Below are 23390 nucleotides of genomic sequence, written 5' to 3'. Positions count from 1 at the left end.
GTCGCGGGGGCGGCTCGCGGGTGGCGCGGGTCGGTCGGGCGGGGCGGATCGAGCGGTGGCACACGGGTGTTGGGGCGGAGTGGGGTGAACGGGTCGGGCCGGCTGACCAGTTGGGCCCATGCGAAGGAATGGGGGGCGGTCAGAGCGGGATGTTGCCGTGCCGGCGCTGTGGCATCGGTGCGCGTTTGCCATGCAGGGTGCGCAGGGCCCGGCAGACCTGGTCGCGGGTCTCGCGCGGCGCGATGACGGCGTCGACGTAGCCGCGTTCGGCGGCGAGATAGGGCGTGCCGTGAGTGCTCTCGTACGAGGCCACGAGCCGCGCGCGCAGCGCCTCGGGATCGTCGGCGGCGGCGAGTTCGCGCCGGTGCAGGAGGCCCACCGCGCCCTCGGCTCCCATCACGGCGATCCGGGCGGTGGGCCAGGCGAGGTTGACGTCGGCGCCCAGGTGCTTGGAGCCCATCACGGCGTACCCGCCGCCGTACGCCTTGCGCACCACCACGGTGACCTTGGGAACGGTCGCCTCGGCGTACGCGTACAGCAGCTTGGCGCCGCGCCGGATGATGCCGCCCCGCTCCTGCCGGACGCCCGAGAGATAGCCGGGGACGTCCGCGAAGGTCAGCAGCGGGATCGCGAAGGCGTCGCAGAACCGCACGAACCGCGCGGCCTTCTCGGAGGCGTCGATGTCGAGGACACCGGCCGCGTGCAGCGGCTGGTTGGCCACGACCCCGACCGAACGCCCCTCCACCCGGGCCAGGGCGCAGATGATGTTCGGCGCGAACAGCTCCTGGACATCGAGGAGTTCACCGTCGTCGACGACCGCCCGCAGCACGTCGCGCATGTCGTACGCCTGCCCGAGCCGGTCGGGGACGACCTCGTCGAGTGGCACACCGTCGGCGCTCGGCGGGGCCGGGGCGTACTCCGGGGGCCGCTCCAGGTTGTTGGGGGGCAGGTACGACAGCAGGTCGCGCACGGTGTCGAGGGCGTCCTCCTCGTCGGCGGCGAGGAAGTGGGCGTTGCCGTTGACGGAGTTGCTGGTGTGCGCGCCGCCCAGTTCCTCGGCGGTGGCGCGTTCGCCGGTGACCGTCTCGATGACGTCGGGTCCGGTGACGAACATGTGCGAGGCGCCGTCCACCATCACCGTGAAGTCGGTGATCGCGGGCGAGTAGGCGGCCCCGCCCGCGCACGGGCCGAGCACGACCGAGATCTGCGGGATCACCCCGGACGCCCGCACGTTGCGGTGGACCAGTTCGGCGTAGCGGGCGAGCGAGGCGACGCCCTCCTGGATCCGGGCGCCGCCGCCGTCGTTGAGTCCGACGACCGGGCAACCGGTCTTGAGGGCGAGGTCCATCAGGGCGATGGTCTTCTCGCCGAACGCCTCGCCCATGCTGCCGCCGAAGACGCCGGAGTCCTGCGCGAACACACAGACCGGACGGCCGTCGACGGTGCCGGTCCCGGTGACCACCCCGTCGCCGTGGGGCCGGCGGGACCCGTCCCCGGCGGACCGGGCCCGGACGAACAGCCCCGTCTCGGTGAAGGAACCGGCATCCACCAGTCGGTCGATCCGCTCCCGGGCGTCGAACTCCCCTCGCCTTCTGGCCCCGCCCGGGGACACCGCCCGCGCCCGACGCCTTTCCAGGTCGGCGATGCGGTCGGCGGTGCCGTCGGGCACGGACCGCGCGGTCTGCCTTGCCTCGGACGTTGTCGCCTCAGTCGTCACAGCCACCTCCGAAGTGGCCTTCGAATATGGCAGCGCCTCGGACGCGGACCGGGGGGAACGGGGCGGCCTTTGCCTGAGGTGAGTGCCGAAGGGCGAGGCTTCGTCCGGGCGTGACAAGCGACGTACAGACACCGCACACGCGCCGGACGGGCTATGCCCGTGCTGTTGGAAACCTTTGAGGTGCCGGAGTCGCCGTGCTGCCGTTCTTCATCACCGTGAAGTCTCGTGGTCCGCGAGGACCCCGCCCCGGCCGACGCCGACTCGGGTAGGACGACCTCGCGCATCTGAGTACAGGTACTCATGAGCGGTCCTCCCACCTCCCGCAGGCTGGTCCCACAAGCCACCCAGAGGGAGCCGACTGTGCGTACCGACAACCGAGTTCACCCGACCTCGCTCGCGATCAGCGGGCGCCGGACGCGGTCCGTGTGGGGCCTCGCGCTGGCCTGCGTGACCGCCGCGTTGCTGGTCGGCTGCTCCGCGGAGGACGCCCAGTGCGGCGGCGGCGAGTACCCGGTCATGACGGTGGGCAGTACCGGCGGCGCGTGCGTGTCCAACGGCGAGGACCCGCCCGAGGGATACGTCCGCTACCCGGAGGGCAAGGTACCCGAGCACGTCGGCGACAAGTGGGACGTGTACTGGAGCACCCACACCATCGACGAGAAGGGCGACATCATCAAGGCGCCCGCTGAGTGAACGAGTGGGGCGGCCAGGCCGCACGGGGCCGCGCCGAACCGCCCCGCCGTGCCCGGCCGTCAACCGCACCGTCCGTCACACCGGGTCGTGCGACACCGTCAGCGGCTCGAACGAGATCCGCGTCAGCGCCCCGCCCCATCCCACCTCGACCTCGGCACCGTCGACCGTCACGGACGTGACGGCCTCCGCCGGGTCATCCGGTGCCGCCCCGCCGGTCAGCAGCGCGACACAGACGTGCACCGTGGTGCCCCCGGCCCGGCCCACCAGTCGCGGCACCCGGGCCCAGGGCGTGTAGGCGGTGCCCTGCGGGGCCCGGGCCGGCTCGGCGGGCCCGGTCCATCCGTGCGGGCCGTGCAGCGTCGACACCAGCTCCTCCTCGGGGCCGGTGGCCCACCCGGTCTGCGTCACGAGGGTTCCGGCCGGAGCCCCGACCACCCGGTGCACCCGCAGTTCGTACGGCCCGTGCGCCACCGTCACGCTCTCCACCCGCAGCCCCGGCACCGTGGGCGGCCCGCCGGCGAACACGGGCAGGTGCCACGACGCCGCCCAGCCCCACCCGTCGCCCTGCCCCGCGCCGAGCGGATGGATCCGCCGCCGCACGCTGCGCCGGCCGGCCACCTCCAGCGACAGATGGTTGTCCGCGATGTTCCCGGTCGCGGTCGGCCCGGTACGGGTCGAGTAGGCCTGGCGTCCGTAGTGCGGATCGTCGGCTCGGGCGTCCTCCCCCTCGTGCGGGCGCACATGGTCGCTGCCGTGGTTGTGCAGTCGTACGATCCCGTCGCCGCGCGTCACCTGAACGAGCAGACCCGGTGCCGGCAGGGCGAGCACCCGGTCGGCCTCCTCGACGGGCGCGGCCTCCTCGCGGGCCGTCCACAGCGGATGGTCCGCGGGCGCCAGCAGCGACACGAACGCCTTCGACGCCCAGTAGGGGGAGGCGGGACCCGAGTACGACTGCAGCGTCGCCTCGTGCGGGCCGAACCAGCCCAGGCTCAGCAGACCGTCGTCGGTCAGCGCGCCGCGCTCGAGGAAGTACCGCAGACTGCCGCTCGCCAGCCGCCGGGAGGTGCCGGGGGAGAGCGGGGTGTCCCCGGTCAGGGCGCCCAGACCGACGGCCGCCGATGCGGCGAACCGGTAGGTCAGGGAACGGCCGAAGTGCAGCGGCGCCCCGTCCGCGCCGAACATCAGCGCGAACCCTTCCAGATGGTCGCGCAGCCGGGGGCCGTAGCGCGCGGACAGGTCCGTGTCGCCGCGCAGGTACGCGTCGAGCACCGGATACAGGTGCAGCGCCCAGCCGTTGTAGTGGTCGAAGGCGCGCCCGTCGCCGTCGGCGTACCAGCCCTCGCCCCGGTACCAGGTCTCCATCAGCTCCAGCGCGCGTTCCCGCACGGCTGCCGTCTCGGCGTCCCCCCGGCCGACCGACTCCAGGAAACCGGCCACCGTGAAGGGGAACAGGTACCAGTTGTTCGGCGCCGGAGTGTGCCGCAGTGAGCCGCGCAGCCACTCCTCGGCCCGGTCCTGCACGTCGCCGTCGAGGTGCTTCCACAGCCACGGGGCCGTCAGCCGCAGCCCGAGCGCCACCGACGCCGACTCGACCATGGGCTGGCCCTGCACATGGTGATCGAGGATCAGCGGCCAGGACTCGGCGTCGTCGCGGCCGGGGTCACGGGTGCCGGCGGCGAGGCCGCGCGCGTAGCGGTCCAGCCAGCCGTGCGGATCGTCGCCCCCGGCGCCCGCCACCCGGAAGGCGGCGGCGAGGAACGTCCGGGCGTAGCCCTCCAGCCCGTCGGAGCGCACCCCCGAACGTGAGGGCCGGCCCGGCAGGTCCAACAGCGCGCCGCCGGGTGTGCTCCAACGCCACGCCGCGGTCAGCAGCCCGTCGGCCACCGCTTCCCAGTGGGCCCGGGTGTAGCCGGTGTAGGGGCTCGACTCGCGGTCCTCCGCGGGCAGTTCGAACGGGATGCTCATGCCAGGAAGGCCAGCCTTTCGCGTTGTACCGGATGCCGGAACCCGGAGCCGGAGGCCCACCGTTCGATCTCGGCGAGGGTGTGGTCGGCCAGCCGGCGCCACTCGTTGCCCTCGGAGCCGGCCAGGTGCGGGGTGATGAGCGCGTTCTCGCAGGCCCACAACGGGTGGTCGGGCGGAAGCGCTTCGGGATCGGTGACGTCCAGGACGGCTCGGACCCGACCGCCCAGGAGGGCGTCCGTGAGCGCCTCCTGGTCGACGACGGCACCGCGCGAGGTGTTGATCAGCACCGCGTCGTCCTGCATGGAGTCGATCAGCGTACGGCTCACCAGTCCGCGGGTCGCGGGCAGCAACGGCGTGTGCACGCTGACGGTGTCGCAGTGGGTGAACAGCTCCGCCAACTCCACGCGCCGGACTCCGAGTTCCACGGCGTCCGCGTCGGAGACGTACGGGTCGTACAGCAGGACCTCGATGTCGAGCGGGCGCAGCAGCTCGATGACCCGGCGGCCCACCAGCGAGGCCGACAGAATGCCCACCGTGCGGCGGTAGTTGCCGACTTCGTGGGATGTGCGCAGCCAGTTCGCGCGCCGCTTCGAGGCGCCGTAGTCGCGGGCCCGCTCCAGGACGTGCTTTCCGGTGAGCAGGATCATCGCGAGGGTGTACTCGGCCACCGGCACGGCGTTGGCCGCCGCGGCGGAGGACACCTCGATGCCGCGCTCCCAGCACGCGTCGGTGACATGGCCGCGTACGCTGCCCGCGGTGTGCGCCACGGCCCTCAACCGGGGCGCGGCCCGCAGCACCGACGCGTCCAGCGCAGGACAGCCCCAGCCGGTGACCAGCAGATCCACGTCGGCGAGCACCTCATGTGCGCGCGCCGTACTCAGGTCGTCGAGGACCGGAAGCGGGACGAGATCACAGATCCGGGCGAGGCCGTCGAGCGACGCGGGGTCCCAGACGGCACGGGCGGCGTCCTTGGACATCGCCAGGGCGGCCCGCGGGCGGAACCCCGGTCCCGGGGCGCTCACTTGACGGCTCCGGCGGTCAGCCCGCCGCGCCAGAAGCGCTGGAGCAGGATGAACGCGAGGATCAGCGGCAGCACGGCGAGCAGCGAACCCATGATCACCACCGGATAGTACTCGGGCGACACGGACGCCGAACTGTTCCACTGGTACAGGCCGAGGCTGACGGGATACAGGTCCTGGTCGGACAGCATCACCATGGGCAGGAAGAAGTTGTTCCAGATCGCGGTCAGCTGGAACAGGAAGACGGTCACCAGTCCGGGCCCGAGCATCCGCAGCGCCACTCTGAAGTACGCGACCAGCTCGCCCGCGCCGTCCATGCGCGCCGCCTCCAGCACCTCGTCGGGTACGTATCCCTGGCTGAAGATCCGGCCGAGGTAGACACCGAACGGGTTGAACAGGACCGGGATGAACACCGCCCAGAAGGTGTTGACCAGCCCGGTCTTCGAGGCCATCAGGTACAGCGGCAGCGCCAGCACGGTCTGCGGGACCATCACCGCCGCGAGGACCAGGCCGAACAGCTTCTCCTTGTGGCGGAAGCGGTACTTGTCGAAGGCGTAGCCGCACGCCACGCTCACCAGCGCGCCGACTCCGGCGCCCAGTACGGCGTACAGCAGGCTGTTGAGGTACCAGCGCCCGTACTGGCCGCCGTCCATGGCGAACAGGTCGTGCAGGTTCTGCCCGAAGGAGAAGTCCTTCAGCGACAGCAGATCGCTGCCGAACAGGGCGTCCCGGTCCTTCGTCGCGGCGAGCACCAGCCACAGCACGGGCAGCAGGGTGTAGAGGACGGAGAGGACGACGACGGCGTTGACTGTCGTACGGCCCAGCAGTCGGGGGCGCAGCAGGGTGCTGTCGGTGGCGCTCATCGGACCTCCTGGGCGTCGGCTCGGCTGGTCCAGCGGGTGACGCCGTAGGACAGGGCGATCGTGCACAGCAGCAGCACGACCGAGGCGGCCGCCGCCAGGCTGTAGTTGTTGCGGGTGAACGCGGCGTCGTAGATGTACATGCTCGGCGAGAACCGGGAGTTGATCATCGGGGAGGACTGGCTGAGCAGCACCGGTTCGGTGAACAGTTGCAGCGCCCAGATCAGGGTGAACATCGCGACCATCACGATGGAGGCGCGCACCAGCGGAGTCTTGACCTGCAACGCGGTGCGCACCGGCCCGGCGCCGTCGACCACGGAGGCCTCGATCACCTCGCGGGGCACGGCCTGCAGGGCGGCGTAGAAGACCACCATGTTGTAGCCGAGGTTGCTCCACAGGGCGATGTTCACGATGGACGGGATCACGGTGTGCACGCCGAGGAAGTCGATAGTGATGTCGGCATGGGCGAACAGGTCGATGATCGGGCTGATGCCGGGCGTGTACAGGTACAGCCAGATCAGGGCCGCGATGATCCCGGGCACCGCGTGCGGCAGGAACAGCCCCAACTGCGCCCAGGCGCGCAGCTTCACGACACCGGAGTCCAGCAGCAGGGCCAGGGCGAGCGCGCCGACGACCATGAGCGGGATGTAGATCAGGCAGTACAGGGCGACGGTGCCGAGGCCGCCGAGGAACGTCGGGTCGGTCAGGACCGCCGCGTAGCTGCGCAGGCCCACGAAGACGGTGCGTTCGGGGCCGAAGCCGAGGCCGGGCTGGTCGTCGCTGTAGAAGCTCAGGTAGACGGCGGTACCGACGGGGACCAGGAAGACGGTGACCAGCAGGGCGAAGAAGGGCGTCATCAGCACGCCGCAGGCGGTGAGTTGGCGACGGCGGGCAGCCTTGCGGGCGCGCCGGTCGGCGGCCGGTGCGGCGCTCGGTGGTGCGGTGACGGGCAACGGGTGCTGGGTGGTCGCGGTCATGGGGGGTTCACCTGCCTTTCGGGCGGCTCAGGTGCTGTGCTGGGTGGTGGACAGGCCCAGGGCCTTGAGGTCGGGCATGGTGCCGTCCTGGGCCGCGCGCACGGAGTCGATGAGGGAGCCCTGGCCGCCGCTCGCGCGGGCGAAGTTGTCCTGCATCACCTTCAGCGTGGCGGTCATCCGAGGCCCCCACTTCCAGCCGTTCCGGATCTTGTCGGCTTCCTGCTGGAAGAGCGTGTAGATGTCCTGGCCGCCGTAGTAGGAGCGGTCGAACGCCTTGCGGCCGACGGCGACCAGCTCGGTGGCGGCCGGGTACTGGCTGCTGGTGCCGCTGGAGAGGCGGGCGCGCAGCGAGTCCGGGTGGGACACCTGCCACTCGATGAACTCCATCGCGGCCTCGGGCACCCGGCAGTCCTTGGTGATGGCGAACGTGGAGCCGCCGTGCGTGCCGACGTGGGGGCGCCCGGTGTCCCACTGCGGCAGGGGTGCGATGCGCCACAGCCCCTTCTGTTCCGGTTGCCTGTTCATCTGCGAGCCGGCGTCCCAGGCGCCGCTGAGCCGGGTGAGCGCAAGCCCATCGGCGATCTGAGCGTCGTACTGTCTGCTCTCGACGGCGTTCATGAACACGTCGTCGCGGTCGATGAGTTGCTGCCAGTACGCGGCCACGCGCCGGGTGGGCGCGTCGGCGAGGGAGATGTTCCAGGCACCCTTGCCGGTGTCGAACCACCGCGCGCCCGCCTGCCAGGAATAGCAGGCGAACTGGGTCCCCCCGTCCGTGGGGAAGAGCACCAGCCGCCTCTCGGACGCCTTGCGGCGCACCGTGCGGGCCAGCTCGGCGAACTCCTCCCAGGTACGCGGCACCTGGAGACCGAAGCGGTCGAACAGGTCGGCGCGGTAGTGCAGCACCATGGGCTCGACGTCCAGCGGGACGCTGAACACCCGTCCCTGGAAGGTGGTCAGCCCGAGCGCCTGCGGCAGCAGCTTGCGGCGCAGGCTGTCGCCGACCAGGTCGGTGATGTCGCGGGCGACGCCGTCTATGGCGAACCCGGGGATCTGCGGGTACTCGATGGTGGCGACGTCCGGGGCGTTGCCGGCCCGGGCCGCGTTGCTGAGCTTCGCGTAGCCGCCCTGGGTTCCGGAGGGAATCTGCTGGAAGTCGACCTGGACGCTGTCGTGGGTCTTGTTGAAGGCGTCGACCACCTCCTGGCTGCCGCGCAGGGCGGACCAGAACGTGACGCGCGTGGTCTTGCCGGTGCTGCGCAACGAGGAGTCCGACGTCCCGCTGCAGGCGCTCACGGCTCCTGACAGTGGTACGGCGGCCGTCGCGGCGAGCACGGATCGGCGACTGGGCCGACCGAGCATGGTGCCTCCCGCGGCTCTGCGTGTCGGTGGGACACGGCGGTTCGGGACACGGGAATCCTCATCGCGCCGACCGCAAACGGTCAATAGAACGATCAGATGAAAATGGAAGCGGTCAAACGCTCATTCCTGCGGGGCTATCGGCTGCCTCGTCGAACCCCGCACCGTGAGCGACGGCAGCAAGTGGACGCGGCGCACCGGCGCCCCGGTGCCGTACCCGCTCTTCAGGCGTTGTGACAACAACTCCGCGGCCGCCCGTCCGACTTCGGCCTTGGGCGGGGCGACAGCGGTGAGTGGGATGGTGCCGAGCCCGGCGAGCACGTCGTCGTACGCCACCACCGAGCAGTCCTCCGGCACGCGCACGCCGTTCTCCGACAACTGCTGGACGGCCATCAACGCGTCCACGTCGCTGTGCAGCACCGCCGCCGTCGCACCGAGCTCGCGCAGCAGGGTGGGAACGTCCGCCGTCTCGTGCGCCGTGTACGGCCCGTCCTTGCCGACCCCCGGCGAACTCAGCGCCCACGCCCACTCCTCGACCAGGGGATGCTCCTCGGCGATCTCGGTGAACGCGGCCCGCAGGCTCCGCGCGGTGGGACTGTCGTCCCGGGTCGCGAACACGATCCGCCGGTGACCGAGCGCCACCAGGTGCTCCACCGCGAGATGCGCGCCGTACCAGTGGTCCGAACACACCGAGTCCAGGGCGTGCAGGGCGCTGCCCGCCCGTGGCCGCCGCTCCATCAGCACCGCCGGCACCTCCAGCGCGGCGAGCCATCCGTAGTCGGCCTCCTCGACGGCGGGGGTGCGCCACCGGGGCGCCAGCAGCAGACCCCGCGCGCCGGCCGCGAGCGCCCGCTCCGCCAACGGGCGCTCCGCTCCGGCGGTCTGGGGGGCGATGTGCAGCGCGATGCGCAGGCCCGCCTCCGCGAGCACCGTACGCGCGCCGTGCAGGGTCTCGTACAGGTACGAGTGCCGCTCCGGTACGACCACGGCCACCGTGTCGCCGTCCGGGTCCGCGGTGGCGCTGCCGCCGCCGCTGTCCCCGCGGTCGGGGGGAAGGTGCTGTGCGGGCAGGGTCGAGTGGACCACGCCGTGTCCGCGGTGCAGCCTGCCCGCACGGGCCAGCTCCTCCACGTCCCGGCGTATCGTCACCACCGACACCCGCAGCTCGGCGGCGAGATCGCTGACCCGGGCGGTACCCCGCCCCTCCACCGCGGCCACGATCCGCTGATGCCTGAGATCGACCGGCTCCCGCACGAGGCCTCCCGAGCGTATGGATGTTCGTTTGAGCGATGCGCGCCATCATAACGATCGTCCTGAGAAGCGGGGCCACAAGTACTCCACACGTTCGGCCACGGACCAGTGACGTTTCCGCGGCCTCCGCGCTGCGCCGGGCGGGTGACCGCGACCGCCCGTGACCGAGGCCGGCGACCCGGGGCTCGAGCCCGGGTGCGGAGCGCCCCGTTGCGCCGGGCGGGCCCCTCCTGTCGTCCGATACGCGGAACCGGCGGATGCGGGACATCATCCGCCCGACTTGCGGCAAAGGCTCTGGTTCGATGCGTTTTCGCGCTGAGACCTAGGAGACGTGTATGCCCCCCAGACACATCGCGGCGGCCTGCGCCGCCGTGACCGCGCTCGGCACGCTGGTGCTGTCGGGACTGCCCGAGGCGTCGGCCGCGGTGGCCCCCGTACCGGTGGACGCGCCCTCGGCGGCGCGGACGCTCGGCGCCGACGCACCGGCGCCTGCGATGCTGACCGCGCTGCGGCACGATCTGCAACTGACGGAGGCTCAGGCCAGGACGCGCCTGGAGAACGAGGCCGAGGCGGGTGCACGGGCCGGACGGCTGCAGATCGCCCTGGGTAAGCGCTTCGCGGGCGCCTGGGTGCAGGGCGCGACCTCCGCCGACCTCACCGTCGCGACCACCGACGCCGCCGACGCCTCCGCCATCAAGGCCCAGGGAGCGAAGGCCGCGGTCGTCAAGAACGGTCTGGAGGACCTCAGGGCCGCCAAGTCGAAGCTGGACGGCGCGGTCACCGCCGCCACCGCCCTCAAGGCACCGGTGCGCTACGTCGACGTGCGCACCAACCGCGTGACGGTCCAGGCCACCAGCCAGGCCGCCGGGGAGGCCCTCGTCACCACCGCCGGAATCGACGGCACGCTGGTGGACGTGAAGGTGTCGGCGGACCGCCCGCGGGCCCTGCACGACATCCGGGGCGGCGACGCCTACTACATCGAGGACACCGCCCGCTGCTCCGTCGGCTTCGCCGTCACCAAGGCGCAGCAGCAGGGCTTCGTCAGCGCGGGGCACTGCGGCGAGGAGGGGGACACGACCACCGGCTTCAACCAGGTGGCACAGGGCGTCTTCCAGGACTCCGTCTTCCCCGGCCACGACATGTCGTGGATCGCCGCCAACAAGGACTGGACCGCGACGCCCTACGTCAAGGGCGCGGGCGGCGAGAACGTCCAGGTCGCCGGCTCGGCGCAGGCTCTGGTCGGCGCCTCGGTCTGCCGCTCCGGATCGACCAGCGGGTGGCACTGCGGCACGATCCAGCAGCACGACACCAGCGTCAGCTACTCGGAGGGCACCGTCGACGGAGTCACGCGTACGACGGTCTGCGGCGAGCCGGGCGACTCGGGTGGCCCCTACATCTCCGGCGCGCAGGCACAGGGCGTCCTGTCGGGCGGTTCCGGCGACTGCACGACCGGCGGCACCACCTTCTACCAGCCGATCAACCCGGTGTTGAGCACCTACGGAGTCGTCCTGAAGACGAACGCGGCGCAGGCCGAGACCCCCGGAGCCCCCGCCGACCCGACCGGTTCGTGGGCCAGCGGCCGGGTCTACGACACCGGAGCACAGGTGACGTACGACGGTGTCTCCTATGTGTGTCTGCTGTCTCACCAGGCGCAGGGAGTGCTGCAGCCGGCCGCCACGCCGGCGCTGTGGCAGCGGGTCTGACGGCTGCCGCGGTCGGCAGGCCGTAGGACGGGCTGGATGAAGCAACTGAGCGGTGAGCCGTCCGTGGGGACGGTTCACCGCTCAGTGCATGTCGGTGCCGACTGCTGAGTCGTCAGTACCAGTTCGTGAAGACCGCGTCGTGGCCGTCGCACGAGAGCAGGGCCCGCGAGACACGTCCGTTGAGGTTGTTGCCGATCTTCGTGTACGCGTAGTTGATGCCGGAGTCGACGGTCTCCGAGACCCAGCCGTCGACCCGCCCGGTGCCGGAGTTCGACCGCTCCAGAACGGCGGCACAGTTGGCGCGGGAGTTCTCGATCCGCGCGAAGGACCCGCACTTGGAGGAGTAGAAGTACTTCAGGGCCATGCCCTCGGAGTAGCGCGTGGCACCGACCTGCTGGAACGTGCCCGCGCAACTGGAGATGGTGGGGTACTGGCCCTCCATTCCGTACGCCCCGTAGTTGCCCCCCTGGAACGAAGCGGCCTGGGCGGAGACCTGAGTGAGCGCCATCACCGCGGCGGCGCCCCCCGCGGCCAGCAGAGTCGAGAGTGATCGGCGGCTCATGAGCCCTCTTTCCGGTGTCGGCGGAGTACTGATCGAGCGGCGTACGACCGACTGCGCGCCGGCCGACCACCGCCTGTCCGGCGACCCTAGAAGACCCGGCCGGTGACCGGTGCCTGACACTTGTCAGGGTGGGGGCGTCCGGCCCGGTCAGACGAGGTGGGCGAAGACCACCAGGTTGTCCGTGTAGTCCCGGACCGAACGGTCGTAGTCACCCGCGCACGTGATGAGCCGGACCTGGGCCTGCGGGGTGTCGGCGTACACACGCTGGTCGGGAAAGTCGTCCTTGGCGAACGTCTCCGCGCTGTCGACCACGAAGGTCGCCGTGCGCCGGTCGGCCCGCAGGACACGGAACGTGTCGCCCTTCTCCAGTTCACCGAGGCCGGCGAAGACGGCCGGGGAGGTGGCCGTGTCGACGTGCCCGGCGATGATGGCCGTGCCGGCTTCTCCGGGGGAGGTCCCCTGGGCGTGCCAGCCCACCAGGTTGGTGTCGTCGGCGGGCGGGGCTTCGAGCTGTCCGGTCCGGGCGATTGTGAGATCGGTGAAGGGGGCGTCGACCGAGATCTTCGGGATGATCAGGCGCAGCGGCTTCGACCGAGGCAGTTGCCTGCCCGCCTGCGACGCGGTGGACGGGGTCGACGGGCCGACGGGAGCGGCCGACATCCCTGCGGGCGCGGCGGCCTGCGCCCCCTGCGGTGGGCGGGCGGTCACCGACGACGGGGCTTGTTCGCCGAACAGGTTCAGCGCCAGGAACAGGGCGGCCACGGCGCAGATCATCGTCAGGCCGAATCGGGACCCCTGATCGAGTGGTACCGGTTCGCTGTCGGTGGGGGAAGAAGGACCGGCTGCCATCGGACAGCACCTCACTCTCACTCGGGCACGGCAGCACAGGCGGGAGGGGGACGCGGAACGCGAGCCGGGCCGCCGACCGGAGCTGGGAGCGGCGGCCCGGCTGCTATCGCGTCAGGCACGACTCAGGCCGCGGTTCCGGCCGACCTGCGCCGCGCCGCGTACAGACCGGTGGCGGCGACGCCCAGTACGGCCATACCGGCGGCGGTCATGCCCGGCGAGGCGAGCGCGCCCCCACCGGTGTGCACCCCGCCGTGCGGCTTGCCCTGGTGCTCACCGGACGAGTCCTTCTGGTACCCGCCGGACGATTCCTTCTTGTACTCGCTGTCCTTGTCCTTGTCCTTGTCCTTGTACGTCTCCGGGTCGTACTTGGGGTCCTTGGCGGTGCCCCACTCGTCCTCGTTCACCGCGGTCAGCGCACCGCCACCGGTGTGCATCCCGCCGTGCGGCGACTTGTGGCCACTGTCTTTGCCGTGTTCCTTCTCCTTGCTGTACGACGAGGACTCGTGGCCCGGGTCGTGGTCGCCCGCATAGGCGCCGGGTGCGGTGATCGCGAGAACGGCGGAGGCGGCCGCTGTGGCCAGGAGCATCCGTGTGGAACGCATCCGGAATTCCTTCCGTCTCGGCCTGGGCAGCTGGCGTCGCGTCAGCTGGACTGACCCGGCCTCGACATGATCCACCGTCAGTCACACCCGTAGATCCCACCACTCAAGGCGCTCACCCGGGCGAACGGAGGGTGCGGGAGGCCCCCCGTCCGGCCACGCGGCGACGACGGCGGTGGCGGTGGCGGGGGTGGCGGCGGAGGAGGGGGCGATCTCGTCTGCCCGAGGAGGGCGGTGGCGAGAGCTTGGCTACCGGGCCGCCCTCTGGCATCGCTATCATCCGATAAAGCACCATTTGGGGATATTGCCCCGAATGGGTCGACATCCTCACGGAGCGATCAATGTCCCGCAAGCGCCCCACGGACGACGGCGACGAGCTGCTGACCAGGCTCGGCTCGCTGACCGCGCAGGCGCGCGAACGCGCGGAGGTGCAGCGTTCCCGGGTCGAGCTGGCGATCGCCCTGCAGCGCGGCATGCTGCCCGCGGACATGCCTGCGGCGCCGCGCTACCACCTCGCCGTCCGCTACGCACCGGCCTACCACGGCCTCAATGTGGGCGGGGACTGGTACGACGCCTTCACGATGCCCGACGGCCGCATCGGGCTGTCGATCGGCGACGTCCAGGGGCACAACATCGAGGCCGCCGCGTTCATGGGCCAGGTGAGGGTGGGGCTGCGGGCGCTCGCCTCCGTCACGAGCGAGCCCGGCGAGCTCCTCGCCCGGACGAATGACCTGCTCCTGTCCCTCGGCACCGAGCTTTTCGCGACCTGCACCTTCATACGTCTCGACCCGTCCACCGGGGTGCTGGAGAGCGCCCGGGCCGGACACATCCCCTGTGTCTGGGCCACCGCGGACGGAAGGTCCGGCATCGTCGACGGGGACGGGGGACCGCCGCTCGGCGTCCAGGCGGGGACGACGTACCCGGTGACCCGGCACCAGCTCACCACGGGCGGAGTGTTCGTCCTGCTCACGGACGGCGTGGTGGAAGGGCCCCTGATGGAGGTCGACCAGGGGCTGGACCAGGTGGTCCGGCTGGCGGGCGCCGCCGCCGTGGCGGGCATGGCGGTGGACGCGCTCGCCGCCGCCGTGATCAAGGGCGCCGACCGCGTGGGCCACGAGGACGACGCCGCGGTGCTGGTCCTCGGCTACGACGGGCCCGAGGTTCAGCCAGAGGGCGGCAGCGCGCGGCCCCCGTCTCGCCGGGACGGCCGTACCGGTGTCTGATGGCTGGTGTGGTGGGCACCGAGGATCTGCGCCGCACCGGCGTCTTCGCCCTCCAGACGCTGGCAGTCGCCGGCGGCTACTACGCGGCAGGGCTGCTCGGACTTCAGCGCGACCTGGTCGTCGAGGGCGCGGTGTTCACACCCATCTGGCCGCCCACCGGTGTGGCGGTGGCCTGTCTGCTGATCCTCGGGCTGCGTGCCTGGCCCGGCATCGCGCTGGGTGTCCTGCTCGTCATCGTGCACATCACCGCGTTCCGGCCCGACGCACTCGGCAACCTGGCGGGCAACACCGTCGCCCCCGTCTGCGCGTACCTCCTGCTGCGCCGGGTGGGCTTCCGCACCGATCTCAGCCGACTGCGGGACGGCCTCGCCCTGGTGTTCCTGGGGGCCCTGACCAGCATGCTGATCAGCTCCACGGTGGGCGTCGGCATCCTCGTGGTCACCGACCGGCTCGACACCGGCAGCTTCTGGCCGGTGTGGCTCGCGTGGTGGGTGGGCGACGCGATGGGCGTCCTGATCGTCACCCCGCTCCTGCTGCTGCTGTACGGGGCGCGTCGACCGCTGCCCATGGCCCGGTGGAAGGAGGCCGTGGGGCTGACCGTCATCGCCTGCGTCGTCGTACCGCTGGCCACGCGCAACGAGGCCAGCCTGCTGTTCCTCGTCTATCCGTTGCTGATCTGGGTGGCTCTGCGCTTCCGGCTGGCCGGCAGCATGCTCTGCGCACTCTTCACATGCGTCATGGCCACCGTCGCCGCGACGGACGGAGTGGGACCCTTCGCCGGGCTGACCCGCGTCGAGGTGATGATCAAACTGCAGGCGTTCAACGGCACCATGGCCACGATCGCCCTGCTCCTGTCGGCCGTCATCACCGAGCAACGCAACACCAGACGCTCCGTGGAACGAGCCTGCCAGGAGCTGGCGGAGGTCCTGGAGCACCTCACCGCCGGCGACACACCACGCGCCCAGACGCCCGGAGACACGGACGCCGACGACCTGCCCGGCATGCCGCGCGGACACACGGACGCCGACGACCAGCCCGGCCTGCCGCCCGGAGACACGGACGGCGGCCGACCCGGCCGGGAATGACGCACCGGCGTGGCTGAATGAACGGCCGAACAGCCGGAGTCCGCGGTCGGACGTCAGCGCCCGAGTGCCTTGCGCAGCGCGGGCTTCGAGGCGCGGGCCCAGACCTCCGGGAGTTCCCGCTGTCGCTCGCCGGCCGTCGTCTGCTCCCGTCCGTAGAGAAGGCCCCAGGTGAAGCTCGCCTCACCGGACGTTCCCGCCGCGACCGCCATCCGGCGCAGTTCGGACCGGGCCACCACGCTGTCCTGGTGGTCGCCGAGCACCTTCTGGACCGCCTTGACCCGCTTGCCGAGGCGCTTGGCGGGCTTACCGAGTGAGGCGCGGGCCGGCTCCGTGGCGTACCGGGTCTTCTTGGCCGCCTTGCGAGCCTGGTGCAGGGCCACGTCCCGGTCCGCGCCGGGCGACGTCTCCAGGGCCACCCCGACTCGGCCGGCGAACCGGTCGTACTCCTTGAGGACCGCCTTGGCCATGACGTCCTTCGGCTTCCGGGCGGCCTTGCGGCGCAGCGGAGGCCGTGCGACCAGGCCGGCCAGCGAGTCCAGCAGGGCCAGATAGCGGGGCGACGCCAAGGCGTCCTGCGTACGCGTCCGGGCCTCGGAACTCTTGGTGACGTGCCACGCCTGGAGCCGGGCCGTGACGGGTCCCAGGACCAGTTCCCGCGGCAGGGCACCGACCCCGGCGTCGAGCCGTTCCTGAAGGACCTCGTGGTCGCGTTCCGCGCCCAGTGCACCGGCCAGCCATTTCAGTTCCCTGCGCACGGGATCGGTGGCCCCGCGGTCCAGGACCGAACGGTACGAGCGCAGCACACTCCGCAGCCGACGACAGGCGACCCGCATCCTGTGCACCGAGTCCGGCAGGTTCCGGCGGACCGCGGGATCGAGTTCGACCAGGGCCCGCACCTGCTTCTCCACATACCCGAGGACGAGATCCCCGGCCGAGCCCGCCACCACGTCCTCGGCCCGTACGTCCGGCAGCCGGGGCGCGCCCACCCCTGTCTCCTCCAGCGCGCGGGCGAGCTTGGACGGACCGGGCAGCCGCTCGACGCCCCTCTCGCGCAGCATCTTGTCCACGGCCCCCAGCAGCTCCGGGTCGGCGCCCTCGGCGAGCTCGACCTCCAGCTCCGTCCACGAGGCCCGCGTGGCCCCGCCGAGCAGCGACTCCGCCTCGACCGCGTCGACGCTCAGCTCGCCCAGCACGGCGCCGCCGGCATCGGCGAGCTCCCGCCTGTGACGTTCGGTGCGCAGGCGGACCACCGGCCTCACTTCCGCACCCCGGGTACGGGAGACCACCAGGTCACGCAGGTCGCCCGGGACCGTCTCGGACAACGGGGCGCGCACTTCCTCGCGGCTGTCGCCGGGCAGCGGCAGCTTGAGGTGCCAGCCGGCGTCGGAGCCGCCCGTCCTGCGGCGCAGGGTGGCCGAGGCGCCGACCAGCCGCAGATCCACGGTGTCGTAGTACACGGCGTCGAAGTCGTCGGTGCCCCGGTCCGCCACGGACGCGATGCCGTCCACGTCGGTGAGGTCGGGCAGCCAGGAGGTGTCGTCGGCGGCCGGAGCCTCGTACTTTCGTTCCGTCTCTCGTATCGACTGGGCCATGTACTTCGCGTACACGTCTCAGCAGGAATCAAACCCGCGGAACCACTTTCGCCCGCTCCCGCGGGGAACCTGCGGCGCACTCGCTAAAGACCGCCGTGACGAGGAAGGATGGGGGCTTCACCGTAGGCCGAACGATCTGTGGGAGCGGGCATGCAGCACGAGCGAGCGGGCAAGCAGGCCGGTCCGGAGGACCTCGTCGACGTCGCCCAACTGGTCACCGCGTACTACGCGTTGCACCCCGACCCGGCTGAACCGGGGCAACGCGTCGCGTTCGGGACGTCCGGGCACCGAGGCTCGTCCCTGGTGACCTCGTTCAACGAGGCACACATCGCCGCGACCAGTCAGGCCATCTGCGAGTACCGCGCCGGCCAGGGCACCGACGGCCCCCTGTTCCTGGGCGCCGACACCCACGCCCTGTCCGAGCCGGCGAAGGTCACCGCCCTCGAGGTCTTCGCGGCCAACGAGGTCACCGTGCTCATCGACAGCGCGGACGGCTACACGCCCACCCCGGCGGTCTCGCACGCCATCCTCACCCACAACCGCGGACGGACCACGGGCCTCGCGGACGGGGTCGTCGTCACCCCGTCCCACAACCCGCCCGCCGACGGAGGGTTCAAGTACAACCCGCCGAACGGCGGCCCGGCCGCCTCCGGGGCGACGAGCTGGATCCAGGACCGGGCCAACGAGATCATCGCGGCCGGACTCAAGGACGTCCGGCGCATCCCCTACACACGGGCGCTCAGTGCCGAGGGCACGGGGCGTTACGACTTCCTGGGCGCATACGTCGCCGACCTGCCCGGCGTCCTGGACCTGGACGCGATCCGCGCGGCGGGTGTCCGTATCGGCGCCGACCCGCTGGGCGGGGCCTCGGTCGCCTACTGGGGCCGGATCGCCGAGCAGCACGGGCTCGACCTCACCGTGGTCAACCCGCTCGCCGACCCGACCTGGCGGTTCATGACGCTGGACTGGGACGGCAAGATCCGCATGGACTGCTCGTCGCCGTACGCCATGGCCTCCCTCATCGAGCAGCGCGACCGCTTCCAGATCGCCACCGGCAACGACGCCGACGCCGACCGGCACGGCATCGTCACGCCGGACGCGGGGCTGATGAACCCCAACCACTACCTGGCCGCGGCCATCTCCTACCTCTACTCCCACCGCAAGGGGTGGCCCGTCGAAGCGGGCATCGGCAAGACGCTGGTGTCGTCCGGGATGATCGACCGGGTCGCCGCCGACCTGGGGCGCCCGCTGGTCGAGGTGCCGGTCGGATTCAAGTGGTTCGTGGACGGCCTCGTCGACGGAAGTCTCGGGTTCGGCGGCGAGGAGTCGGCCGGCGCGTCCTTCCTGCGCCGGGACGGCTCGGTGTGGACCACCGACAAGGACGGCATCATCCTCGCGCTGCTGGCCGCCGAGATCACGGCGGTCACCGGGAAGACGCCGTCGGAGCACTACACCGCGCTGACCGCCCGCTTCGGTGAGCCCGCGTACGCCCGCATCGACGCACCCGCCACCCGCGAGGAGAAGGCCCTGCTCGGCAAGCTCTCGCCCGCCCAGGTCAGCGCGGACACCCTGGCCGGCGAGGCGGTGACCGCCGTACTCACCGAGGCCCCCGGCAACCGGGCGCCCATCGGCGGCATCAAGGTCACCACGGCCAACGCCTGGTTCGCGGCCCGCCCTTCGGGCACCGAGGACGTGTACAAGATCTACGCCGAGTCGTTCCTCGGCCCCGACCACCTCGCCCAGGTGCAGGAGGAGGCCAAGGCGGTGGTCGGTACGACACTGGGCGGCTGAGACGAGAGCTTGCCCGGCCGCCCGGGTTTCGGGCGGCCGGGCACCACCGGACCGTAGGCGACGGCCGTGCTCGCCCGCCTGTCCCGCCGCCCTGATCCCCGTCGCTGAGCCCGGCGGCCCTTGAGCCCGGCTCCTGATCCGCTGAGCCCGGCCCCTGATCCCGGTCCTTGATCCCAGCCGCGGTGCAGTGTGATCCGGATCATAGGGTCGCAGTGCATCGTGCCGCGGGGGCCACCGTCTTTCCCTAGGTGTAGAGGGTTGACCGGAACGGGGACGGTGCGGATGGAGCAGAGTCGAGCCGAGGGGTTCGACGGGTTCGTGGCGGCCCGCTGGTCGGCGTTGCTGCACCTCGCCCGTCTCCTCGTGGGAGGCGATCGGCACCGCGCCGAGGACCTGCTCCAGGAGGCACTGGTCAAGCTCTGGTTCGTCTGGCCCAAGATCGCCGAGGAGGCGCCGGAGGCGTACCTGCGCAAGGTGCTGGCACGAGCGGCTGCGCGCTCGGCGCGGCGGCGCTGGTGGGGCGAGCGCCCGGTGGAGCAGCTGCCCGACCTGGCGGAGACGGGGGACGTCTCCGCCGCCGTGGCGGAGCGCTCCCGGCTGGAAGCCGCGCTGGCCCAGTTGCCGCCGCGGCAACGGGCCGCGGTGGTGCTGCGTTACTACCAGGACCTGTCGGAGAAACAGGTCGCAGAGGTGTTGGGGTGCCCCGTGGGCACGGCCCGATCCCATGCGTCACGTGGCGTGGCTCGGCTGCGTCGGATCCTGGCCGATGTCATCGAGCCGGTGGGGTGAAGGGGAGGCCATGGATCACTTCGAGCGGGAGTTGTCGCGGATGATGCGCGACACCCAGGAACCCGCCCCCTTCGAGCCGCGGCACCGACAACGCCTCCGGTCCGGCGTACGGTCCCGGCACCGGGCCCGCGTGGCACAGCGGGCCGTGGGTTCCGCGCTGGTCGTCGCCGGACTCGGCATCGGCTTCTGGCTGCTGCCCCACGACCCCGTCGAGAACAGGCCGCAGGCTCCCCTTCCCCGGCCCGCGATGAGCCCGGCCGCACCGACCACGACTCCGACGGAGGTACCGGACACGTCCTCGCCCGGGTCCTCGACCGCCGGGGCCCCCACCGAAACCGCCGGCGCGACCATCGACGGGACCGGCGACCCGTCCGGGACGCCGACCGCGACCTCGCGTTCGGACACTTCGCCTTCGCTCCCAGGTGTCCCCTCGGCCACCAGCCTGCCGCCGACCACGGACTCGGGGGTGACACACACTCCGTCCGCACCGGCGACCATGCCTTCGAACGTCGACGCGTCGTCGACCGAGGGCTCGGCCGACACCGGATAGAGGTGCCCTGAGCGCTGTTCCCGAACGCTTTCCCCGACCGACGACGACAGCACGACGACAAGCCGTGACCGGCACCTCGTAACTCCTGACCACTGCCCGTCGGTCGCACCATCGCCGCGAGTGACCTCGGCATGCCCTGCGACAGAACTACAGACACGGACACATCGTGAAACATATCGGGACGGCCGCGCTGAAGGGCCACTCCATGGATCGTCCGGAACGCCCCGGGGACTCCTCGACCGACTGCCCGCTGGACCAACTGCCGCTCCGCACAGCGGTGTCGGCGCACCACCGGGAGCCCGTTCTGGACGTGGTGGTCCCGGTGTTCAACGAGGAGGCGGAACTGGAGCCGAGCGTGCGGCGGCTCCACACGCATCTGCGCGAGACCTTCCCGTACCCGTTCCGGATCACTGTCGCGGACAACGCCAGCACCGACGACACCCCGCGGATCGCCGCCCGGCTGGCAGCCGAGTTACCGGAGGCGCAGTGGCTGCGGCTGACCGAGAAGGGACGCGGCGGGGCGCTGCACGCGGCCTGGTCGCAGTCGCGGGCGCCGGTGCTCGCCTACGTGGACGTGGACCTGTCGACCGATCTGACGGCGCTGCTGCCGCTGGTCGCCCCGTTGATCTCCGGCCACTCCGACATCGCGATCGGCACCCGGCTGGCCCGCGGTGCCCGAGTCGTGCGGGGGCCCAAGCGCGAGGTCATCTCCCGTTGCTACAACGTCCTGTTGCGCTCCACCCTCGCCGTGGGCTTCTCCGACGCGCAGTGCGGATTCAAGGCGGTACGACGTGATGTCGCCGAGCGGCTGCTGCCCCTCGTGCAGGACTCGGGGTGGTTCTTCGACACCGAACTGCTGGTGATAGCCGAGCGGTCCGGGTTACGCATCCACGAAGTGCCGGTCGACTGGGTGGACGATCCCGACAGCCGGGTCGACATCCTCTCCACGGCGCTGGCCGACCTGCGCGGCATCGCCAGGATCGGCCGCTCCCTGGCCCGCGGCACACTTCCGACGGCCGGGCTGCGGCGCGGCGGCGCCGACCACGCGCCCAGCGGTCTGGCCGGCCAACTGCTGCGTTTCGGAGCGGTGGGCGCCGTGAGCACCGTCGGATACGTGCTGCTGTACGCGCTGTTGCGCCCGCCGACCGGACCACAGGCAGCCAACGCGCTGGCCCTGCTGATCTGCGCGGTCGCCAACACGGCCGCGAACCGTCGGCTCACCTTCGGGCTGCGCGGCCGGGGCGGCGCGCTGCGCCACCAGGCCAAGGGCCTCATGGTCTTCGCGGTCGGTCTGACGCTCACCAGCGGATCGCTGGCCGTCCTGCACCACCTGGTGTCCAGACCCCCGCGCCCCACGGAGATCGGGGTGCTCGTCGCCGCCAATCTGGCCGCGACCCTCCTGCGCTTCCTCCTCTTCCGGGCCTGGGTGTTCCCCGCCCGTGGCCGCGGGACGGGATCCACGGCCGCATGAACCACACGATGACGACACCGGCGATCCACCCCGGGACCGACCCCTCCGAGGCCTTGGTCGCCGAGCCGGGGACCGCCCACCACCCGAGCGACGACCCGAGCCCCGACTGGAGGCACTGGAGGCACTGGCCGCACAACTGGCGTTCGCGACTGAGCCGTTGGGCCAGACACCACGGTCCGGTCCTGGCCCTGTACGGCGTACTGAAGCTCATCGGCTTCTCCGTCTTCATGTACCTGCTCAACTCCTCGGGGGAGTACCGGAAGAAGCACCCGCGTTTCGGCGGCGGCGCCCATGCCTGGGACGTGCTGGCGAGCTGGGACGGCTGGTGGTACCAGCAGATCGCCGCCCACGGGTACGACCCCGCCCTCGTCCCGGTCCCCGGTGCCAAGGGACTGATCACCCTCGAGGGCAACTCGGCCGCGTTCTTCCCGCTCTACCCGGCGACGATGCGGATCGTCTCCGAAGGCACGGGGCTCGGTCTGTACGGCTCCGGCATGCTCGTCTCGGTCGTCGCCTCGTTCGTCGCCGTCCTCGGCATCTACGCCGTCACCGCCCGGTTCGGCGGCAGGCGCGCCGGGCTGGCCGCGGCCGGACTGTGGGCCGTCTGGCCCGGCTCGGGCATGGAGTGGTCGGCCTACTCGGAGTCCCTCTACGTCGCCCTCGCCGTCTGGGCCTGTCACGCCGTCATGAGCGACCGCTGGCTCACCGCCGGCATCCTCACCTTCGCCGCCGGCCTCAACCGTCCCACCGCCGTCGCGCTCATCGCCGCGCTCACCGTCGCCGCGCTGGTGGCGCTCCATCGTCGTCACGAAGACATCGCCCGCCCATGGACCGCGATACTGATCGCGCCGCTCGGACTCTTCGGCTACCTGCTCTGGGTCGGTAACCGGATGGGCGACCTGAGCGGCTACTTCAAGCTCCAGACCGGCGCCTGGGCCCACACCTTCGACTACGGCGAACACACCCGCGAGGTACTCACGTCCATCGCCGTGGGCCGCTTCGACTACCTCTTCGCGTACCCCTTGGAGGACACCATCGGCGCGGCCGTCGTCCTCTTGGCGGTGCTGCTGATCCCGCTGTTGATCCGCCTGCGCCCACCGGCCGTCCTGGTCGTCTACACGCTCCTCACCATCGCCCTGGTCCTGGGCAGCCAGCAGATATTCGGCAACGTCTCCCGGTATCTGCTTCCGCTCTTCCCCCTCTTCATCCCCCTGGCCGTCAAGCTGCGCGGCCTCGGTCTGCCCACGCTGCTGACCCTGCTCAGCGTCACGGCGGTCGCGTCGGGCTCGTACGCGGGCTACGTGCTCTTCGAACAGGGGGTCCCGTAGACCGCGTTGC

General features: G+C 71.5%; 20 protein-coding genes. 9 read left to right on the top strand and 11 right to left on the bottom strand.

The window, feature by feature from the left end:
- Nucleotides 1-139 precede the first annotated feature (139 nt).
- Nucleotides 140-1723: an acyl-CoA carboxylase subunit beta gene (locus OHA64_RS04825; protein ID WP_405608311.1), complete on the bottom strand. Its 1584-nt coding sequence runs from the start codon at nucleotides 1721-1723 to the stop codon at nucleotides 140-142.
- 354 nt (nucleotides 1724-2077) lie between these two features.
- Between OHA64_RS04825 and OHA64_RS04820 the strand changes: the two genes are divergently transcribed.
- On the top strand, nucleotides 2078-2410 hold the full coding sequence (locus OHA64_RS04820) for an SCO0607 family lipoprotein (protein WP_405608308.1): 333 nt from the start codon (nucleotides 2078-2080) through the stop codon (nucleotides 2408-2410).
- A gap of 75 nt (nucleotides 2411-2485) precedes the next feature.
- Here the strand turns inward: OHA64_RS04820 and OHA64_RS04815 are convergent, their stop codons facing one another.
- The 6 genes from OHA64_RS04815 to OHA64_RS04790 form a co-directional block, all read right to left on the bottom strand.
- Nucleotides 2486-4375: a DUF2264 domain-containing protein gene (locus OHA64_RS04815; protein ID WP_405608305.1), complete on the bottom strand. Its 1890-nt coding sequence runs from the start codon at nucleotides 4373-4375 to the stop codon at nucleotides 2486-2488.
- A complete protein-coding gene (locus tag OHA64_RS04810; protein ID WP_405623867.1) occupies nucleotides 4372-5352 on the bottom strand; it encodes a hydroxyacid dehydrogenase in 981 nt (326 codons plus the stop codon). Before OHA64_RS04810 ends, OHA64_RS04815 begins: the two co-directional genes overlap by 4 nt.
- 41 nt (nucleotides 5353-5393) lie before the next feature.
- Nucleotides 5394-6257: a carbohydrate ABC transporter permease gene (locus tag OHA64_RS04805; protein WP_405608302.1), complete on the bottom strand. Its 864-nt coding sequence runs from the start codon at nucleotides 6255-6257 to the stop codon at nucleotides 5394-5396.
- The gene (locus tag OHA64_RS04800; protein WP_405608299.1) at nucleotides 6254-7231 is read right to left on the bottom strand and encodes a carbohydrate ABC transporter permease; all 978 of its coding nucleotides are present in this window, start codon (nucleotides 7229-7231) and stop codon (nucleotides 6254-6256) included. Before OHA64_RS04800 ends, OHA64_RS04805 begins: the two co-directional genes overlap by 4 nt.
- Nucleotides 7232-7258: 27 nt before the next feature.
- Nucleotides 7259-8590 (bottom strand): ABC transporter substrate-binding protein, encoded by a 1332-nt coding sequence (locus OHA64_RS04795; RefSeq protein WP_405608296.1) that lies wholly within the window; start codon nucleotides 8588-8590, stop codon nucleotides 7259-7261.
- A gap of 120 nt (nucleotides 8591-8710) precedes the next feature.
- A complete protein-coding gene (locus OHA64_RS04790) occupies nucleotides 8711-9841 on the bottom strand; it encodes a substrate-binding domain-containing protein (protein ID WP_405608293.1) in 1131 nt (376 codons plus the stop codon).
- A gap of 332 nt (nucleotides 9842-10173) precedes the next feature.
- On the opposite strand from OHA64_RS04790, the gene OHA64_RS04785 reads away from it, so the two are divergent.
- Nucleotides 10174-11541, top strand: coding sequence for an alpha-lytic protease prodomain-containing protein (locus OHA64_RS04785; protein ID WP_405608290.1), 1368 nt, complete (start codon nucleotides 10174-10176; stop codon nucleotides 11539-11541).
- Nucleotides 11542-11653: 112 nt separating this feature from the next.
- On the opposite strand, the gene OHA64_RS04780 is transcribed toward OHA64_RS04785, so the two are convergent.
- The 3 genes from OHA64_RS04780 to OHA64_RS04770 form a co-directional block, all read right to left on the bottom strand.
- The gene (locus OHA64_RS04780) at nucleotides 11654-12103 is read right to left on the bottom strand and encodes a hypothetical protein (RefSeq protein ID WP_405608287.1); all 450 of its coding nucleotides are present in this window, start codon (nucleotides 12101-12103) and stop codon (nucleotides 11654-11656) included.
- Nucleotides 12104-12250: 147 nt separating this feature from the next.
- A complete protein-coding gene (locus OHA64_RS04775; protein ID WP_405608284.1) occupies nucleotides 12251-12952 on the bottom strand; it encodes a class F sortase in 702 nt (233 codons plus the stop codon).
- A gap of 122 nt (nucleotides 12953-13074) precedes the next feature.
- Nucleotides 13075-13554 (bottom strand): hypothetical protein, encoded by a 480-nt coding sequence (locus OHA64_RS04770; protein WP_405608281.1) that lies wholly within the window; start codon nucleotides 13552-13554, stop codon nucleotides 13075-13077.
- A gap of 338 nt (nucleotides 13555-13892) precedes the next feature.
- Here OHA64_RS04770 and OHA64_RS04765 point away from each other — a divergent pair, with 338 nt between their 5' ends.
- A complete protein-coding gene (locus OHA64_RS04765) occupies nucleotides 13893-14774 on the top strand; it encodes a PP2C family protein-serine/threonine phosphatase (protein WP_405608278.1) in 882 nt (293 codons plus the stop codon).
- Entirely contained in the window at nucleotides 14774-15859 is a 1086-nt protein-coding gene (locus tag OHA64_RS04760) for an MASE1 domain-containing protein (RefSeq protein ID WP_405608275.1), read from the top strand. Before OHA64_RS04765 ends, OHA64_RS04760 begins: the two co-directional genes overlap by 1 nt.
- Nucleotides 15860-15912: 53 nt before the next feature.
- Here OHA64_RS04760 and OHA64_RS04755 read toward each other — a convergent pair whose 3' ends face one another.
- On the bottom strand, nucleotides 15913-17451 hold the full coding sequence (locus tag OHA64_RS04755; protein ID WP_405608272.1) for a CHAD domain-containing protein: 1539 nt from the start codon (nucleotides 17449-17451) through the stop codon (nucleotides 15913-15915).
- Between the two features lie 150 nt (nucleotides 17452-17601).
- On the opposite strand from OHA64_RS04755, the gene pgm reads away from it, so the two are divergent.
- From pgm to OHA64_RS04730, 5 genes are all read left to right on the top strand, one after another.
- Nucleotides 17602-19242, top strand: a complete 1641-nt coding sequence (gene pgm / locus OHA64_RS04750) for a phosphoglucomutase (alpha-D-glucose-1,6-bisphosphate-dependent) (protein WP_405608269.1) — start codon at nucleotides 17602-17604, stop codon at nucleotides 19240-19242.
- 282 nt (nucleotides 19243-19524) lie between these two features.
- The gene (locus OHA64_RS04745) at nucleotides 19525-20031 is read left to right on the top strand and encodes a SigE family RNA polymerase sigma factor (RefSeq protein ID WP_405608266.1); all 507 of its coding nucleotides are present in this window, start codon (nucleotides 19525-19527) and stop codon (nucleotides 20029-20031) included.
- A 10-nt stretch (nucleotides 20032-20041) separates the two neighbouring features.
- A complete protein-coding gene (locus OHA64_RS04740) occupies nucleotides 20042-20581 on the top strand; it encodes a hypothetical protein (RefSeq protein WP_405608263.1) in 540 nt (179 codons plus the stop codon).
- A gap of 250 nt (nucleotides 20582-20831) precedes the next feature.
- On the top strand, nucleotides 20832-22052 hold the full coding sequence (locus OHA64_RS04735) for a glycosyltransferase (RefSeq protein WP_405623866.1): 1221 nt from the start codon (nucleotides 20832-20834) through the stop codon (nucleotides 22050-22052).
- Nucleotides 22049-23380, top strand: coding sequence for a hypothetical protein (locus OHA64_RS04730; protein ID WP_405608260.1), 1332 nt, complete (start codon nucleotides 22049-22051; stop codon nucleotides 23378-23380). The genes OHA64_RS04735 and OHA64_RS04730 overlap by 4 nt, the downstream gene beginning before the upstream one ends.
- Nucleotides 23381-23390: the final 10 nt, after the last annotated feature.

Source organism: Streptomyces sp. NBC_00076 (assembly GCF_045041235.1).
Lineage (GTDB): Bacteria > Actinomycetota > Actinomycetes > Streptomycetales > Streptomycetaceae > Streptomyces.
The sequence above is the reverse complement of the archived record's forward strand: the minus strand, read 5'-3'. Positions and strand labels throughout refer to the sequence as shown.

What these genes read in the sequence shown, in the direction of transcription:
- OHA64_RS04815 (WP_405608305.1), bottom strand. Translation starts at nt 4,375, where the DNA reads ATGAGCATCCCGTTCGAACTGCCCGCGGAGGACCGCGAGTCGAGCCCC.
- OHA64_RS04810 (WP_405623867.1), bottom strand. Translation starts at nt 5,352, where the DNA reads ATGTCCAAGGACGCCGCCCGTGCCGTCTGGGACCCCGCGTCGCTCGAC.
- OHA64_RS04805 (WP_405608302.1), bottom strand. Translation starts at nt 6,257, where the DNA reads ATGAGCGCCACCGACAGCACCCTGCTGCGCCCCCGACTGCTGGGCCGT.
- OHA64_RS04800 (WP_405608299.1), bottom strand. Translation starts at nt 7,231, where the DNA reads ATGACCGCGACCACCCAGCACCCGTTGCCCGTCACCGCACCACCGAGC.
- OHA64_RS04795 (WP_405608296.1), bottom strand. Translation starts at nt 8,590, where the DNA reads ATGCTCGGTCGGCCCAGTCGCCGATCCGTGCTCGCCGCGACGGCCGCC.
- OHA64_RS04785 (WP_405608290.1), top strand. Translation starts at nt 10,174, where the DNA reads ATGCCCCCCAGACACATCGCGGCGGCCTGCGCCGCCGTGACCGCGCTC.
- OHA64_RS04780 (WP_405608287.1), bottom strand. Translation starts at nt 12,103, where the DNA reads ATGAGCCGCCGATCACTCTCGACTCTGCTGGCCGCGGGGGGCGCCGCC.
- OHA64_RS04775 (WP_405608284.1), bottom strand. Translation starts at nt 12,952, where the DNA reads ATGGCAGCCGGTCCTTCTTCCCCCACCGACAGCGAACCGGTACCACTC.
- OHA64_RS04770 (WP_405608281.1), bottom strand. Translation starts at nt 13,554, where the DNA reads ATGCGTTCCACACGGATGCTCCTGGCCACAGCGGCCGCCTCCGCCGTT.
- OHA64_RS04765 (WP_405608278.1), top strand. Translation starts at nt 13,893, where the DNA reads ATGTCCCGCAAGCGCCCCACGGACGACGGCGACGAGCTGCTGACCAGG.
- OHA64_RS04760 (WP_405608275.1), top strand. Translation starts at nt 14,774, where the DNA reads ATGGCTGGTGTGGTGGGCACCGAGGATCTGCGCCGCACCGGCGTCTTC.
- OHA64_RS04755 (WP_405608272.1), bottom strand. Translation starts at nt 17,451, where the DNA reads ATGGCCCAGTCGATACGAGAGACGGAACGAAAGTACGAGGCTCCGGCC.
- pgm (WP_405608269.1), top strand. Translation starts at nt 17,602, where the DNA reads ATGCAGCACGAGCGAGCGGGCAAGCAGGCCGGTCCGGAGGACCTCGTC.
- OHA64_RS04745 (WP_405608266.1), top strand. Translation starts at nt 19,525, where the DNA reads ATGGAGCAGAGTCGAGCCGAGGGGTTCGACGGGTTCGTGGCGGCCCGC.
- OHA64_RS04740 (WP_405608263.1), top strand. Translation starts at nt 20,042, where the DNA reads ATGGATCACTTCGAGCGGGAGTTGTCGCGGATGATGCGCGACACCCAG.
- OHA64_RS04730 (WP_405608260.1), top strand. Translation starts at nt 22,049, where the DNA reads ATGAACCACACGATGACGACACCGGCGATCCACCCCGGGACCGACCCC.